Genomic DNA, 13,152 nt, shown 5'->3' on the forward strand with positions numbered 1-13,152 from the left:
GGGTGACGACGCCGGGGTCGGTGGGAGGCGGTACTTGGTCGTAGGGTGAAGGGCATGGGGATGCTCTGCGCGGTCAGCTTCAACCGGTACGGCCGCCTCTACTACCTCGACCCGGGTGAGTTCCGCCCGCAGGTGGGCGACCGCGTGCTGGTGCCCACCGACGACGGTCCCGAGGTGGCCGAGTGCGTCTGGGCGGCGCAGTGGGTCGGCGAGGACACCGACGGCTTTCCCCGCCTCGCCGGCCTCGCCGACGAGGAGGACCTGCGTCGCGACGAGCTGCTGCGCAAGCGCAAGGCCGAAGCGAAGGTCGCCTCGAAGCGCCTGATCCGCGAGCACGGGCTGCCGATGAAGGTGGTCGCCGTCGACCACGTCCTCGGTGCCGAGGCCGGGGGCAGCGGTCGCACCACCATCTACTTCACCGCGCCGAACCGGGTGGACTTCCGCGCCCTGGTCCGCGACCTCGGCGCGACCCTGCACTGCCGGGTCGAGTTGCGTCAGCTCTCCGCCCGCGACTCGGCCCGGGTGCAGGGTGGGATCGGCTCCTGTGGCCGGGATCTGTGCTGCGCCACCTTCCTCAACGACTTCGAGCCGGTGACCATCCGGATGGCGAAGGACCAGGACCTGCCGCTGAACCCGCTGCGCATCTCCGGGGCGTGCGGCCGGCTGATGTGCTGCCTGAAGTACGAACATCCGTTGTACCAACGCTTCCAGGAGTCGGCCCCGGCCGTCGGCACCCGTGTGTCGACCCCGTCGGGTGACGGCAAGGTGGTCGGCCACAGCGTCCCGAAGGATTCGGTGACGGTGCGGCTGGACGCCGACGGCTCCCGTTGCTCCTGCTCCCGGGCGAGCGTCTGCGCCCCGCGCCAGGCCCACGACCAGCACTACACCTCCTGACCCGCTCCCCCGCTGGGGGGACGGATCAGGGGCGTAGGGTGACCGGGGGTTCGGCCAGGTGGGGGGCGAGGGGCGCGTCCGGGACCAGCCAGGAGGCGGTGGCGGACTGGTCCGGGTTGACCTGCCAGCGCCGGGAGACCCGGTCGACGGCGATCGGGTAGATCGTCAGGGTCCCGTCCGGGTCGATCCGCAGGCGCAGGAACGACTTCGCGTCCTCGATGCCCTGGCCGGCGAAGAGTTCGTTCACGTTCACCCCGAAACTTCCCGCGACCAGCAGGTACGCGGCGGTGAGTTCGCTGGCCACGAGTCCGATCACCGGTCCGTAGACCACCGCGGCGGCGACCACGGGCAGCGGCCACGGCCAGTGGTAGAACGGCAGCTGTAACCAGACCCAGGTGCCACCGGCGGCCAGCGCGACGTGCGCCAGCCCGTGCGTGATCCCCAGGATCCAGTGTCGGGAGTGTCGTTTGCCGCTCGCGCTGGGCGGCTTGGCGAAGAAGCCCGCACCGAGGATCGTCACCAGCAGCATCGCCATCAGGGGGACGCTGAACAGCCGCTGCTCGACGCTGTCCGCCCGGTTCGCCGCCACCCCGGCCATCGCCAGCATCAGCAGCGTGTGCAGGGTGCCGAGCAGCGCGGCGAAGCCGGGGTTGCGGAACGGCAGCCGGCCGAAGATTCCCCAGCCGTACCGGCGGGAGCGGGCCGCGTCGGGGTAGCGGCCCGCCAGGTCGTACGGCTCGGAGTGGCTGGCCCGCCGGGCGAGCGTGTCGCGCGGCGGCACCTCGATCCGCTCCGGGAGCTTGTGCGTCGGGTAGAGGTACGCCCCGCCGCCGCCACAGGTGACCAGTTGCCGGTTGGGGCCGGCGTAGCGGGCGTAGTGGTGCAGGTCCCCGGTGATCACCAGTCGTACCGTCGCTCCGGTCGGCGCGACGACCGTCCGGATGAAGTAGTCGAGTGAGTCGTACGCGGTGGGGGTGTCGACCGCCCGCACCCAGGTCGGTGCCGGCACCGCCAGGATCACCCGCGACTGCGGGCCGATGCGCGCGGCGGCCGCCTCGAAGTAGGTGAGTTGCGGATCGTCCAGGTACGACCCGGACTGGTCGTCCAGGCCGAACAGCCACCAGTCGGCGGGCAGCTCGACGGCGAAGTAGGAGCGGGACTGCTCGGTACGCCAGCCGCCGAAGTACTGGTCCCGGGAGCGGACGAAGAGCCGCAGGAACGCGGTAAGGCCGTCGTACCAGTCGTGGTTGCCCGGCACCGCGAACAGCGTCGGCCCGCCCGGCGGGGCCAGCGGCAGGGCCGCCTGGTACGGCCCCTTGCAACGATCCTCGTACGCCTCGTAGCCGGCCGACGGGTAGACCTGGTCGCCGCCCATGACCAGGGCCTGCGCCCGGGGCAGCCGGTGCCCGTCGACCTCCAGCTCGGGCTGCGCGATCAGGTAGGCCACCGAGTACGTGGCGTCGAACCCGTCGCCCAGGTCGGCGACGTAGTCCAGCCAGAGCCCGCCGTCCGGCCCGACCTGCCGGAACACCCCGTCGGAGAAGGCGTTCTGCAACTCCCGCTTGTCCAGGTACGCCCCGAAGAACATCGCGAGCAACGTACGGATACCGGTGCTGATCAGCAGGAACGGCGCGAGCCACGGCACCGCCTTGCGGGGTGTGAACCCCAGTTCCCGGGGCTCGGTGCTGCGCGGGCGGCGGGGGTGACCCCCGTCGGCGCTGGTCGTCTCGGGCGGGGTGGTGGGCGAGGGGTGGTGGTCACTCACTCCGGGGAGCGTAACGGGCGCCGATGGGTGCCGCTGTCCGGTGGTGGACGGTTCGAGATTCGTTGTCCGGTTCGGCGGGTTGGGTGGAAGCAGGGGCCCCCTGTTACCGCTTTTTGTGTAGCAGGGGGCCCCTGCAACCACCCCGGCCGGCGAGGGGCGACTGTTCCGGCCAGGGAGGGGTGGCGACGGGGGATCCCGGAAGACCGCGGCGGGGAGTGTGCCGTACACTTGACGATCGTTGCCGCCTTAGCTCAGTCGGCTAGAGCGACGCACTCGTAATGCGTAGGTCGACGGTTCGATTCCGTCAGGCGGCTCGGTGAAGAAGCCCAGGTCAGAGACCTGGGCTTCGCCGTTTCCCGAGGTGAGGGCCTCGTCGCCGGCATGCCGCCGAGGCGCCCTGCCGCTGCTGGGGTGTGCGGCTGAGATGGTGACCGGGGTGATGCGGTTACGGGCCGGTCAGCTGGTCGCGGCGACGGATGAGGTACGCCGTCTCGGCGGTGTTGCCGGCCAGTTCGATGGCCCGGTCGTACGCCGCCCGCGACTGCTCGCTGCGGCCCAGCCGGCGCAGCAGGTCGGCGCGGGTGGCGTGGAAGGCGTGGTAGCCCTCCAGCGGCAGACCGTCCACCTCCGCCAGGGCGACCTCCGGGCCGTCGAGTTCGGCGACCGCGATCGCCCGGTTGAGCCGCACGATCGGCGAGGGGTAGAGGCGGAGCAACTGGTTGTAGAGCGTGACGACCTGCGACCAGTCGGTGTCACGGACGTCCCGGGCGTCGGTGTGGAGGGCGTTGATGGCGGCGAGGATCTGGTAACGCCCCGGCGCCTGGCCGGAGGCGAGGCGCGCGCGGACCAGGGCGTGGCCCTCGGCGATCAGCTGGCGGTCCCAGGCACCACGGTCCTGTTCGCTGAGGGTGACGAGTTCCCCGCTCGCCGACACCCGCGCGGCCCGGCGGGCCTCCGTCAGGAGCATCAGCGCCAGGAGTCCGGCGACCTCGCCGTCCGCCGGCAGCAGGGCACGGACCAGCCGGGTCAGGCGGATCGCCTCGGCGGTCAGGTCGCTGCGGACCGCCTCCTTTCCGGGGGCCGAGGCCAGGTAGCCCTCGTTGAAGATCAGGTAGAGAACGGCGAGCACCCCGGTGACCCGGGCCGGGAGGTCCGCCCGCAGCGGCACGCCGTAGGGGATCATCGCCGCCTTGATCTTCGCCTTCGCGCGGGTGATCCGTTGGCCCATGGTGGCCTCCTGGACCAGGAACGCGTGGGCGATCTCGGGCACGGTGAGCCCGCCGACCAGCCGCAGGGTCAGCGCGACCCGTATCTCCATGGCGAGAGCGGGGTGACAGCAGGTGAAGATGAGGCGGAGCCGATCGTCGTCGATGGCACCGAGTGGCTCAGGAGTGTCGGACAGCATCAGCGCCTCCTTGTGCTTCTCCTCGCGCCTGGCCTCACGGCGGATCCGGTCGATGGCCCTGCGGTGGGCGGTGGTGGTGAGCCACGCGCCGGGACGCGGAGGGACGCCGTCGACCGGCCAGCGCTCGACGGCGGTCGCGAACGCCTCGGCGGCCATCTCCTCGGCGACGTCGAGGTCGCCGAAGCGCCTGGCCAGGGTCGCGACCACCCGGGCCCACTCCTCGCGGTGGACCCGGGTGATCACCTCGGCGACGTCGGTCACACGCTGAGGAACGGCCGCAGCTCGACCCGCCGGTTGCAGTGCTTCGACGCACCCGCGGCGAGCCGGAGCGCTACGTCGAGGTGGGGGGCCTCGATGATCCAGAAGCCGGCGAGGTACTCCTTCGATTCCAGGTAGGGCCCGTCGGTGAACACCGCCTCTCCGTTCCGGCCGTCGACGACGGTGGCCGTGCCGGGCGACGCGAGGCCGCCGGCGAAGACCCAGTGGCCGTCGGCCTTGAGCTGCTGGTTGAAGGCACCGATCGCGGCCATCTCCTCCGCAGTGGCGAGTTGGGTCGTGTCGTGGAGCACGGACATCAGGTACTGCGGCATTCGGATCATCTCCTGTCGTCGGGTGGCCGCCCCTCGGGCCGCCTCTCACCCCTGCTACGAACGCCGCCGCCCCGATCCGACAGATCGCTTCGAGGATTTCGTACGCCGCGCGGTGCGGCGGGTGACCGGACGCGTTGGCGCGGAGTGCCGGTGCTGGTCCGTAGCCGGTCTGTCGACCGGATCAACTCAGATTAGTGCGCAGATCCGACGTGGCTGTGGAAGTGCCCGAGCTGAGCCACTCGGCCGGTCTCGACGAGAGTCAGGTAACGGTGCGTGAGGGCCATGACTGCTGGTGCTGGTGCATGGGCAGTGCGCGGATCTGCCGAGATGAGTGCATTCACGAAGGTGAGCACTTCGAGATGGTTCGTCATGCAAACGCCTGCTTGCTCGCTCATATTCTCGGATGCCCTCGCCTGGCCCGAATGCCAAAATGACGCAGTGGAGGGTTTTCGGTGTGCGAGCTGCGGCAACACGCTGAGCGTCCCGGTCCGGTTGGTGGAGCTGCCGGCGGGGCCGCACTGGTCGCTCCTGGATTGCCATCACGTGAACCCGCCGCTCCTCGACCCCGGCACCTATGCGATCGACGAGGCCGCGTATGGCCGTGATCAGGTCGTCGGCACCTTCGTCCTCTCGCCTGGAGACGTACGCGGGACACGCTTCGTCCATGACCTTGTTCGCACGGGCTGCTGGTCCATGGTGGGGTGGAACCCGTGTGTGGCTTGCGAAGGCTGCGGCACCTTGGTCGCCTCCCGGACGGATGACTGCAGGGTGGCTCAGGAGACGCGCTTTTACCCAGCGATGGTCGTCCGGGAGCCGTGTGACGATGAGCCTGATCGCGCCACGGATCCTTTTGCGCTGATCGCCGGCTGGGACAGCCCTGCGCCCGACACTAGACAACACCGCTGGGTGCCCAAGCCGACCCGCCCTCGTCCCGAACTCGTTGCGACCCGGTGGGGCGGCCGGGGTGTGAAAGAGCATCTCTTTCGAGACGATCCTCCAGCCTGACCAGCCGACCGATGTCGGACCTCGACGGTCGGCGTAAGGGATTGATCTGCACACCTCTCCAAGAGGTCAACATCGACCACCGTCGAGCAACCATTCACTCGATTGACGGCTCATGTCCCGTCACGGCGCCCTGATCTGCCGCAGACGACGCGCGGGTCGGCGCCAACCGCCGCTCGGTACGCGCCAGCGTCGACTACGTTCGGTACCGGAGTAGCGACAGTCGCCCCGTGGTGGGGCCAGTTATGGACGTCCCGGTGGAGCCCATCTCGTCCGTCATCACCAGTCGCGATCTCCACTGGCACCAGGGCCCCGACCTACGGTCTGGAGCCGGGTCTCGCAGCGCCACGCCACCCTCACGATCAGGGAATGGCGCAGGAATCGAATAGGTGTACTCCACCGGTGGGCGCCGGCAGGAGCACCAGCGGACCACGACGACGGCGGCCGGCACCGTGTCCACCGTGGGCTGGTGATGCGGGACTGCGTCAGCTCACGTACCAGTCGAACAGTTCCCAGCCGGGCGGGGTGGCCATGACCACGAGCATCAGACCGGTGAGGGCACTGGCCACGGCGAGCCCGAACCACGGGGCCCGTTCGGCCCGCAGCCGCGCGGAGAACAGCCTGGGCAGGGCCATCGCCAGGCACACCAGGGCGGGGACGAAGCCGATCCCGACCACGATCACCGCCGGCCAGGACCATGCGGGTGGCGACTGCTCGGGAAAGTACTCGGCATCGGTGGTGAGGTAGGCGACCGCCGCGTAGGCGTACGTCCCCACGATGAGCAGTTGCCCGGCGACGAGCACCCACCCTCGCCGGGCCACCCCGGCCCGGCCCCCCACGTCGGTACGCATCCGGTGCAGGCTAGTCGGTGGCCTGGCTTCTGTGTGACCGGCCCGCCCAGGGTGTCAGTCCAGCCAGTACCACCCGTCGCCGAGCGACCAGCGCATCCGGCAGGGGTCGGCGAAGCAGTCGAAGCTCGTGTCACCCGGCGTCCCGGTGAGGTACGCGTAGCCAGCCGCACCGTCCGGCGTACCGATCCAGACCGGCAGGAGGACCCCCGCCGGCCCGCCGGTTTCGGCACCGATCCGCACCGCCCGCCCCTTGGACGACAGGTGCCGCAGATCCTTCGGCAGGACCTGGCCGTACCGGTCGCCGTACTCGGCCGTGACCTTGTCGGCGAGCGCGGCGGCGGCGCGGAAGTCAGCCCGGTGCAGGCGGTAGAAGTTGTGGACGAAGAGGGACGTCCAGTTGACGGCCACGATCGCCACCGGGGCCAGCACCCCCGGGACCAGCACCAGCGACAGCGCCCGGACCGACCGGCCCCGACGCCACACGGCCACCGGGGCGATCCCGGTGACCGTCAGCGCCAGCAGCCAGCCCAGTCCGGTGAGGAGCAGACCGAGCAGCCACAGGTTGGCCAACCACAGCCCGAACAGGTGCAGCCCGGCGACGAGCCCCCACGCCGCCACGACGCCGACCACCCAACCGACGACGGCGCGGCCACGTGGGCGTCCGGCTGATGGGGTATCACCTGCGGCGATGGGCATCCGGTCATTATGGACGCGGGACACAACCCGGCCCGGGGCCTGCGGCCGGCGGCGGACCGTAGGCTGCGCCGGTGGATCTGAACGAGCTCACCGACCAGGTCGAGACGGTTTCCCGGAACTACGCCCGGCGGCACGGGATCACCCAGGACGCGACCTGGTTCCTGTTGAAGCTCCAGGAGGAGGTGGGGGAACTGACCCAGGTCTTCCTGATGCGTGCGGGCCAGGCCCGCGACAAGGGACTCAGCGAGCAGGAGATCGACGAGAGGTTTCGGGCGGAACTGGCCGACGTGCTGTGCCAGGTGCTGGTCATGGCCCGGCACCACGGAGTCGACCTGCACGCCGAGGTCGAACGGAAGTGGCTGAGGTGGAAGCCCGGCCCGACCCGGTAGACCGGCTCCGGGCCGCGTCGCGCCGCGTCGCGCCGCGTCGGGCTGGGACCGCCGGGGGGACCGGGGCGGAAATCCGGTGCCGTGCGGAGGACCGGCCGGGACAATGCCTCGTGCTCATCGATCACTGGCCCCTGCTGGGACTACGGGTACGGACCGCCCGGCTGGAACTTCGACTGCCCAACGAGGACGAACTGGCCGAGCTGGCAGCGGTCGCCGCCCGGGGCGTGCACGAGCCGGGCGTACGGCGTTTCCTGGTGTCGTGGACGGAGGGGGCGCCGGCCGAGCGGGCCCGCGCCCTGGTCCAGAGCCACTGGCGTAACCGTGGCGACTGGACCCCGCAATCATGGTCGCTCGACCTGGTCGTCTTCGTTGACGGGCGGCCGGTGGGCGTCCAGGACGTCTGGGCGCGGGAGTTCCCGGCACGCCGTGAGGTGGCGACCGGCTCGTGGCTCGGCCTGGCGTACCACGGTCGGGGAATCGGCACCGAGATGCGTGCCGCCGCGCTGCACCTGGCCTTCGCCGGCCTCGGGGCCACCCACGCGACCAGCGCCTCCTTCGTCGACAACGCCGCGCCGCTCGCCGTCTCCCGCAAGCTGGGATACCAGCCGGACGGGATCACCCGGGACGTCCGGGACGGCGAGGTCCTCGTCTCCCAGCGGCTCCGCCTGACCCGGGAGAACTGGGACCGGACGGACCGACCGGCGGTCACCATCAGCGGCCTGGAGCCCTGCCTGGACCTGTTCGGCATCGGCTGAGACGACCACCCACGCCCCGGGCTGGGTGGCTCCCCGGGCAGCGGACCGGCACGAAGCGACCGCTCAGGTGGCGCGGGCGACCACCACGAATTCGCCGTCCCCCGCCCCGACGGGCTCATTCCGCCACCCGCCGTGAACCCGCTCGACGACGAACCCGCGTGCCCGCAGGGAGGCGCGGAGCCGGGCCTCGGTCCGGAACCGCAGGGTGGCCGAGCTGAGCAGCTCCGGGCGGGTGTCCGTGGGCGGCGCATCGGCTGGCGGCGGGAAGAGGTGGTGATGGACTCGGCGTCGTAGACCGGGACGAGCCGAGGATCCTCGAACTCCCCGTGTCGCATCACGACCTCCGATCAGGTCAGGAGATCGTGGTGGGCAGTGGCCCCCAGGAGGGCCGGAAGCCACCACGATCTCGGCCGGACCCGGTCACTTTTCGGCGACGAAGACACCCCGCCCCGGCCGCCCAACCAGAATTCCCCGCTCGCGCAGGGTGGCCACAGCGCGACTGATTGTGGAGTGGGAAACGTCGTACTCGTCCGCGAGTGCACGGCCGGACGGGAGCTGGGAACCGGGCGGGTAGGTACCGTCCTCGATCCTGCTCATCAGGCTGTCGAGAAGTTCGTCCATGGTGGGCGGGATAGGCACGTCAGGGCCCCTTGCGGTTGGTTGGCCCCGCCAGTATCGATCAACGACTTCGCTATAGGCAACGCATGTACGAGTGTTGACAATGGTGGCAATGGTGGTCTGGTGACGACAGAGCCCTACTTGACATAGGTGGGCCAGTAGCAATACCGTCACACATGGTGATGCGGTGCTCCTGCGGTTGGTTGGCGCCTCTCGTGTCGCTCCGCGTCCCTGAACCAGTACCTGCCCTGATCGGGGTGGTTGGTCACTTCCCCCGGCCGACCGCCTGCTCCCCGGGATCGGGGCGGCCCTGTCGTCGTGCACGGCTCGACGCCGCGTGCAACAGGGCGGGGGTGTCCCGGCCGGACCCGAACCAGCAGGGGCACCCCCAAAACCAGGAAACACCACTTCGGCGAACATCACCTGACTTGCGGAAGGCGGTCACCCGTGCGCGCACTCCTGCGCCGTCCCCGGCGACGGGGCCGGCACCACCCGCTGCGACCCCCGTCCACCAGCGCCGACACCGCCTCGCGCGGGCACCCGCCGCTGACCCCGGACCGCATCCGGGACCGTCGCTTCACCGCCCGCCGCCGGGGACTCGACCCCGACGAGATCGCCGCCTTCCTCGCCCGGGTCGCCGACGAACTGGCCGTCGCCCGGACCGCCCTGACCGCCGTACGGGAGGAGAACGTCCGGATCAAGGACGCCCTGCGCTCCTGGCAGTCCGCCCAGATCCCGACCACTCGGGAACCGGGCCGATGGTGACCGGCGGCCGGAACCTGGGCCGCTGGGCCATCCACCTGCCGGTCGTGGTGCCCGACCTGACCCGGGCGCGGATCTTCGCCAGGACCGCCGCCCGTGCGCCCGCCCAGATCACCGGGTGCGTGGACGCCGGTGAGGTGACCGTGTCCGAGGAGGACGCCCAGGGCGTACGGCACCGGGTGTTCTGTGACCGGCTGCTGCCCGGCGGCGGCCGGTGTGCCCTGCCCACCGAACACACCGTGCCCTGCACCGCCCGGCGGCGACGGCCGAACCCGGACCGGTTCCGCTAGCGGATCAGTACATGGACCTGACGTAGTCGGGGCCGTAGTGGCGCTCCAGGGCGGCCAGCTCCATGTCGGGGGCCTCGACCGCCTTGACGATCCGGGGTCGGGACGGCAGCGCGTCCGGCTGCCAGGTCTCCGGTCGCCACAGCTCCGAACGGAGGAACGCCTTGGCGCAGTGGTAGAAGACCTGCTCGATCTCCACCACGATGGCGAGCTGCGGACGGTGCCCCTGCACCACCATCCGGTCGAAGTACGGCGCGTCCCGGACCAGGGTCGCCCGACCGTTGATCCGGAGCGTGTCCGACCGGCCCGGAACCAGGAAGACCAGCCCGACGTGCGGGTTCTCCAGGATGTTGTGGAAGCCGTCGGCCCGCCGGTTGCCGGGACGCTCCGGGACGACGATGGTCCGGTCGTCCAGCACCAGCGTGAAGCCCGGCGGGTCGCCCTTCGGTGAGACGTCGCAGGAGCCGTCCGCGCCGGAGGTGGCGATCAGACAGAACGGCGAGGCGGCCAGCCACTGTCGGTCGAGTTCGTGCAGGACGCGGCGTTCCTTGGCGACCGCACGGGCGTTCGGCTCACCGAGCAGCTCACGTAGCTCCTCCGGCGTGGTGATCTCCGTCGTCACGTTGTCCTCCCCCGTGCGTTGACCTCGGTGACAGCACCCGCCGAGGCAGGCGCCGCCAGCGTACGCCGGGCGGACCACGGCGAGGTTTGTCCACCAGAGGCGGGGGTACCGCCCCACGCAGCGGGCCGTGCGTCCACGATCCGGAAGACCCTGGGAGGTCGGAGATGGAGAGCCGACTCAAGGTGCTCGGGCACCCCGTGCACCCGATGCTGGTGATGTTCCCCTTCGGCCTGCTGGTGACCGCGGTCTTCTTCGACGTCGTCGACACGCTCGGCGGATCGGCCGTCTTCGGGGAGATCGCGTACTGGAACATCACCGTCGGGCTGGTCATGGGCCTGCTCGCCGCGATCGCCGGCACCTTCGATCTGCTCGCCATACCGGCCGGCACCCGGGCCAAGCGGGTGGCACTCACCCACGCCGCCGCCAACCTCGCGGTGATCCTGCTCTTCGCCGCCGTCTGGGCGGTGCGCTTCAACGCCGACTCGCGGGCGGCCGGCGGCGCGCTCATCGCCATCGAGGTGGTCGCCCTGGCCATCCTCGGCGTCAGCGGCTGGCTCGGCGGTGAACTGGTCGACCGGCTCGGCGTCGGGGTCGACCGGGAGGCCGGGCTGGACGCCCCCAGCTCACTGCGGCCTCCGGCAACCACCACACGCATCGGGGAGATGCGGTGAGTGGCGGTCCGCTGCGGCGCGGGACCGTCGGGGCAACCACCACACGGATCGGGGAGATGCGATGAGCGAGCAGAGCGGCGGTTCCGGACGGGGCTGGCGTGGCCGGTCGGCGGGCTGGGACCCGATGGGTGAGTTGCAGGCACTCCGCGCCGAGCTGGCCCGCCTGGTCGGTGGCCCCTCCGGGCCGCCTGAGGTGGAGCTGACCGAGACCGCCGAGGGGTGGGAGGTGGTCGTCCGGCTGCCGGGCGTGGCACCCGAGGAGGTCGCCGTCGAACTCGACGACCGGGAACTCTGCGTACGGGCGCGCTCGGAGGCCGAGGTCAACGCCGACCACGGCATCCCCGGCGGACTGGAGACCCGGGGCTTCGAGTACCGCGTGGACCTGCCCTCCCGGGTGGACCCGGACGCGATCGACGCCGTCATGGACCACGGGCTGCTCCGGGTCCGGCTGCCCCGGGCGACCCGCCCCGCGCCGCGCACCATCACCGTCGGACAGCCGGCCCCGGTGTCCGCCCCGCCCCGTCCGGCACCGGCCGCGCCGCCCCACGCCGCGCCGCCGGCGCGCGCCGCCGACGGCCACCCCGAGCGGGGTACGCCCCCCGTCGACCCGGCCGCCGACCGGGAGATGCACCACCCGGACGTCGGCACCGGCTCCGGCGCACCCACCCCCGACCGACCCGGCCCGTCCGAGGGCACGGGCCAGATCGACCGGCCGTAGCGAATGGTCGAACTGTCTCTGCTCGGCCCGGTCGCCGGGCACGTGCCGGACGTCGCCCGGATCGCCGTGCTGCGCGCGAACGCGCTCGGCGACTTCATCTTCGTCCTGCCGGCGCTGGACGCCCTGCGGGCCGCGTACCCGGAGGCGGAGCTGGTGCTGCTCGGCGCGCCGTGGCACGCGAAGCTGTTCCGCGACCGGCCCGGCCCGGTGGACCGGGTACTGGTGGTTCCGCCGGCACCGGGCATCCGGGGCCGCGACCCGGGCGAGCCGGAGTCCAGCCTGGACGACTTCCTCGCCGCCGCCCGCGCCGAGCGCTTCGACCTGGCCCTGCAGGTGCACGGCGGCGGCGCGAACTCGAACCCGGTCGTCGCCGGCCTCGGCGCGCGGGTCACCGCCGGGCTGCGCGCCGAGGACGCGCCACCGCTGGACCGCTGGATCCGGTACGTCTACTACCAGCACGAGGTGATCCGCTATCTGGAGGTGGCCGCGCTGGTCGGAGCCCCGGCCACCACCGTCCTCCCGCGTCTCGCGGTGACCGACACCGACCGGGCCGAGGCGCGGGCGGTGCTCGGCGAACCGGCCCGGCCCCGGGTGGCACTGCATCCGGGCGCGACCGACACCCGCCGCCGCTGGCCGGCGGAGCGGTTTGCCGAGGTGGCCCGGGAACTGGTCGCCGACGGGTGCGAGGTGCTGGTCACCGGCACCCCCGCCGAGCAGGAGGTGGTCGACCGGGTGGTCGCGGCGGCCGGGGTGCCGGTGCGCCCCCAGGTCGGCACGCTCAGCCTCGGCGCGCTGGCCGCCTGCTACGCCGACTGCGCCCTGGTGGTGTCGAACGACACCGGCCCGCTGCACCTGGCGGCGGCGGTCGGTGCGCCGACGGTCGGCGTCTACTGGGTCGGCAACCTGATCAACACCGGGCACCCGCTGCGCCGTCGGCACCGGCCGATCATGTCCTGGACGGTGCACTGCCCTGTCTGCGGCGTCGACTGCACCCCCGGGGTGTATCCGGCGCGGCCGGGCGACGGCGAGTGCCCGCACCGCGACTCGTTCGTCACGGACGTGCCGACGGTGGAGGTCGTCGAGGCGGCCCGCGAACTGCTCGCCGCCAGCCGCTAGACGGCGTCGGG

At 71.7% G+C, this 13,152-nt stretch carries 15 protein-coding genes and 1 tRNA gene; 9 read left to right on the forward strand and 7 right to left on the reverse strand.

The annotated features are described in order from the left end of the window. Positions 1-54: 54 nt before the first annotated feature. Entirely contained in the window at positions 55-894 is an 840-nt protein-coding gene (locus tag IGA62_RS15200) for a PSP1 domain-containing protein (protein ID WP_145820585.1), read from the forward strand. Between the two features lie 25 nt (positions 895-919). On the opposite strand, the gene IGA62_RS15205 is transcribed toward IGA62_RS15200, so the two are convergent. Further along, the gene (locus IGA62_RS15205; protein WP_232625083.1) at positions 920-2,752 is read right to left on the reverse strand and encodes a metallophosphoesterase family protein; all 1,833 of its coding nucleotides are present in this window, start codon (positions 2,750-2,752) and stop codon (positions 920-922) included. 147 nt (positions 2,753-2,899) lie between these two features. Between IGA62_RS15205 and IGA62_RS15210 the strand changes: the two genes are divergently transcribed. Beyond that, positions 2,900-2,973 (forward strand) — tRNA-Thr (locus IGA62_RS15210). A 131-nt stretch (positions 2,974-3,104) separates the two neighbouring features. Here the strand turns inward: IGA62_RS15210 and IGA62_RS15215 are convergent. From IGA62_RS15215 to IGA62_RS15230, 4 genes are all read right to left on the reverse strand, one after another. Then, on the reverse strand, positions 3,105-4,325 hold the full coding sequence (locus IGA62_RS15215; protein ID WP_145820583.1) for an RNA polymerase sigma factor: 1,221 nt from the start codon (positions 4,323-4,325) through the stop codon (positions 3,105-3,107). Further along, positions 4,322-4,654, reverse strand: coding sequence for a YciI family protein (locus tag IGA62_RS15220; RefSeq protein ID WP_145820581.1), 333 nt, complete (start codon positions 4,652-4,654; stop codon positions 4,322-4,324). The genes IGA62_RS15215 and IGA62_RS15220 overlap by 4 nt, the downstream gene beginning before the upstream one ends. Before the next feature lie 1,487 nt (positions 4,655-6,141). Then, entirely contained in the window at positions 6,142-6,507 is a 366-nt protein-coding gene (locus tag IGA62_RS15225) for a hypothetical protein (protein ID WP_145820579.1), read from the reverse strand. A gap of 54 nt (positions 6,508-6,561) precedes the next feature. Then, positions 6,562-7,203, reverse strand: a complete 642-nt coding sequence (locus IGA62_RS15230) for a hypothetical protein (protein WP_145820577.1) — start codon at positions 7,201-7,203, stop codon at positions 6,562-6,564. A gap of 71 nt (positions 7,204-7,274) precedes the next feature. On the opposite strand from IGA62_RS15230, the gene IGA62_RS15235 reads away from it, so the two are divergent. Beyond that, positions 7,275-7,592 (forward strand): nucleoside triphosphate pyrophosphohydrolase family protein, encoded by a 318-nt coding sequence (locus IGA62_RS15235; RefSeq protein WP_145820575.1) that lies wholly within the window; start codon positions 7,275-7,277, stop codon positions 7,590-7,592. A gap of 110 nt (positions 7,593-7,702) precedes the next feature. Then, positions 7,703-8,347, forward strand: coding sequence for a GNAT family N-acetyltransferase (locus tag IGA62_RS15240; protein WP_145820573.1), 645 nt, complete (start codon positions 7,703-7,705; stop codon positions 8,345-8,347). A gap of 420 nt (positions 8,348-8,767) precedes the next feature. On the opposite strand, the gene IGA62_RS15245 is transcribed toward IGA62_RS15240, so the two are convergent. Next, the gene (locus IGA62_RS15245; protein ID WP_145820571.1) at positions 8,768-8,968 is read right to left on the reverse strand and encodes a winged helix-turn-helix domain-containing protein; all 201 of its coding nucleotides are present in this window, start codon (positions 8,966-8,968) and stop codon (positions 8,768-8,770) included. Between the two features lie 492 nt (positions 8,969-9,460). Between IGA62_RS15245 and IGA62_RS15250 the strand changes: the two genes are divergently transcribed. Beyond that, positions 9,461-9,730, forward strand: a complete 270-nt coding sequence (locus IGA62_RS15250; RefSeq protein ID WP_232625084.1) for a DivIVA domain-containing protein — start codon at positions 9,461-9,463, stop codon at positions 9,728-9,730. Continuing rightward, positions 9,724-10,017 (forward strand): hypothetical protein, encoded by a 294-nt coding sequence (locus IGA62_RS15255; RefSeq protein ID WP_145820567.1) that lies wholly within the window; start codon positions 9,724-9,726, stop codon positions 10,015-10,017. Before IGA62_RS15250 ends, IGA62_RS15255 begins: the two co-directional genes overlap by 7 nt. Before the next feature lie 4 nt (positions 10,018-10,021). Here IGA62_RS15255 and IGA62_RS15260 read toward each other — a convergent pair whose 3' ends face one another. Continuing rightward, positions 10,022-10,636 (reverse strand): pyridoxamine 5'-phosphate oxidase family protein, encoded by a 615-nt coding sequence (locus IGA62_RS15260; protein WP_145820565.1) that lies wholly within the window; start codon positions 10,634-10,636, stop codon positions 10,022-10,024. 164 nt (positions 10,637-10,800) lie between these two features. On the opposite strand from IGA62_RS15260, the gene IGA62_RS15265 reads away from it, so the two are divergent. The 3 genes from IGA62_RS15265 (at position 10,801) to IGA62_RS15275 (ending at position 13,141) form a co-directional block, all read left to right on the forward strand. Next, positions 10,801-11,307, forward strand: coding sequence for a DUF2231 domain-containing protein (locus IGA62_RS15265; protein WP_145820563.1), 507 nt, complete (start codon positions 10,801-10,803; stop codon positions 11,305-11,307). Positions 11,308-11,368: 61 nt separating this feature from the next. After that, the gene (locus IGA62_RS15270; RefSeq protein WP_145820560.1) at positions 11,369-12,025 is read left to right on the forward strand and encodes an Hsp20/alpha crystallin family protein; all 657 of its coding nucleotides are present in this window, start codon (positions 11,369-11,371) and stop codon (positions 12,023-12,025) included. Between the two features lie 3 nt (positions 12,026-12,028). Beyond that, positions 12,029-13,141 (forward strand): glycosyltransferase family 9 protein, encoded by a 1,113-nt coding sequence (locus IGA62_RS15275; protein ID WP_145820558.1) that lies wholly within the window; start codon positions 12,029-12,031, stop codon positions 13,139-13,141. The last annotated feature ends 11 nt before the right edge of the window (positions 13,142-13,152 follow it).

The organism is Micromonospora sagamiensis, assembly GCF_014680085.1.
Classification (GTDB): Bacteria; Actinomycetota; Actinomycetes; order Mycobacteriales; family Micromonosporaceae; genus Micromonospora; species Micromonospora inyonensis.

Bases quoted from the DNA above. Each gene is read 5' to 3' on its own strand.
- IGA62_RS15200 (WP_145820585.1), top strand. From the start codon at position 55: ATGGGGATGCTCTGCGCGGTCAGCTTCAACCGGTACGGCCGCCTCTAC.
- IGA62_RS15220 (WP_145820581.1), bottom strand. From the start codon at position 4,654: ATGCCGCAGTACCTGATGTCCGTGCTCCACGACACGACCCAACTCGCC.
- IGA62_RS15225 (WP_145820579.1), bottom strand. From the start codon at position 6,507: ATGCGTACCGACGTGGGGGGCCGGGCCGGGGTGGCCCGGCGAGGGTGG.
- IGA62_RS15230 (WP_145820577.1), bottom strand. From the start codon at position 7,203: ATGCCCATCGCCGCAGGTGATACCCCATCAGCCGGACGCCCACGTGGC.
- IGA62_RS15245 (WP_145820571.1), bottom strand. From the start codon at position 8,968: ATGGACGAACTTCTCGACAGCCTGATGAGCAGGATCGAGGACGGTACC.
- IGA62_RS15255 (WP_145820567.1), top strand. From the start codon at position 9,724: ATGGTGACCGGCGGCCGGAACCTGGGCCGCTGGGCCATCCACCTGCCG.
- IGA62_RS15265 (WP_145820563.1), top strand. From the start codon at position 10,801: ATGGAGAGCCGACTCAAGGTGCTCGGGCACCCCGTGCACCCGATGCTG.
- IGA62_RS15270 (WP_145820560.1), top strand. From the start codon at position 11,369: ATGAGCGAGCAGAGCGGCGGTTCCGGACGGGGCTGGCGTGGCCGGTCG.
- IGA62_RS15275 (WP_145820558.1), top strand. From the start codon at position 12,029: ATGGTCGAACTGTCTCTGCTCGGCCCGGTCGCCGGGCACGTGCCGGAC.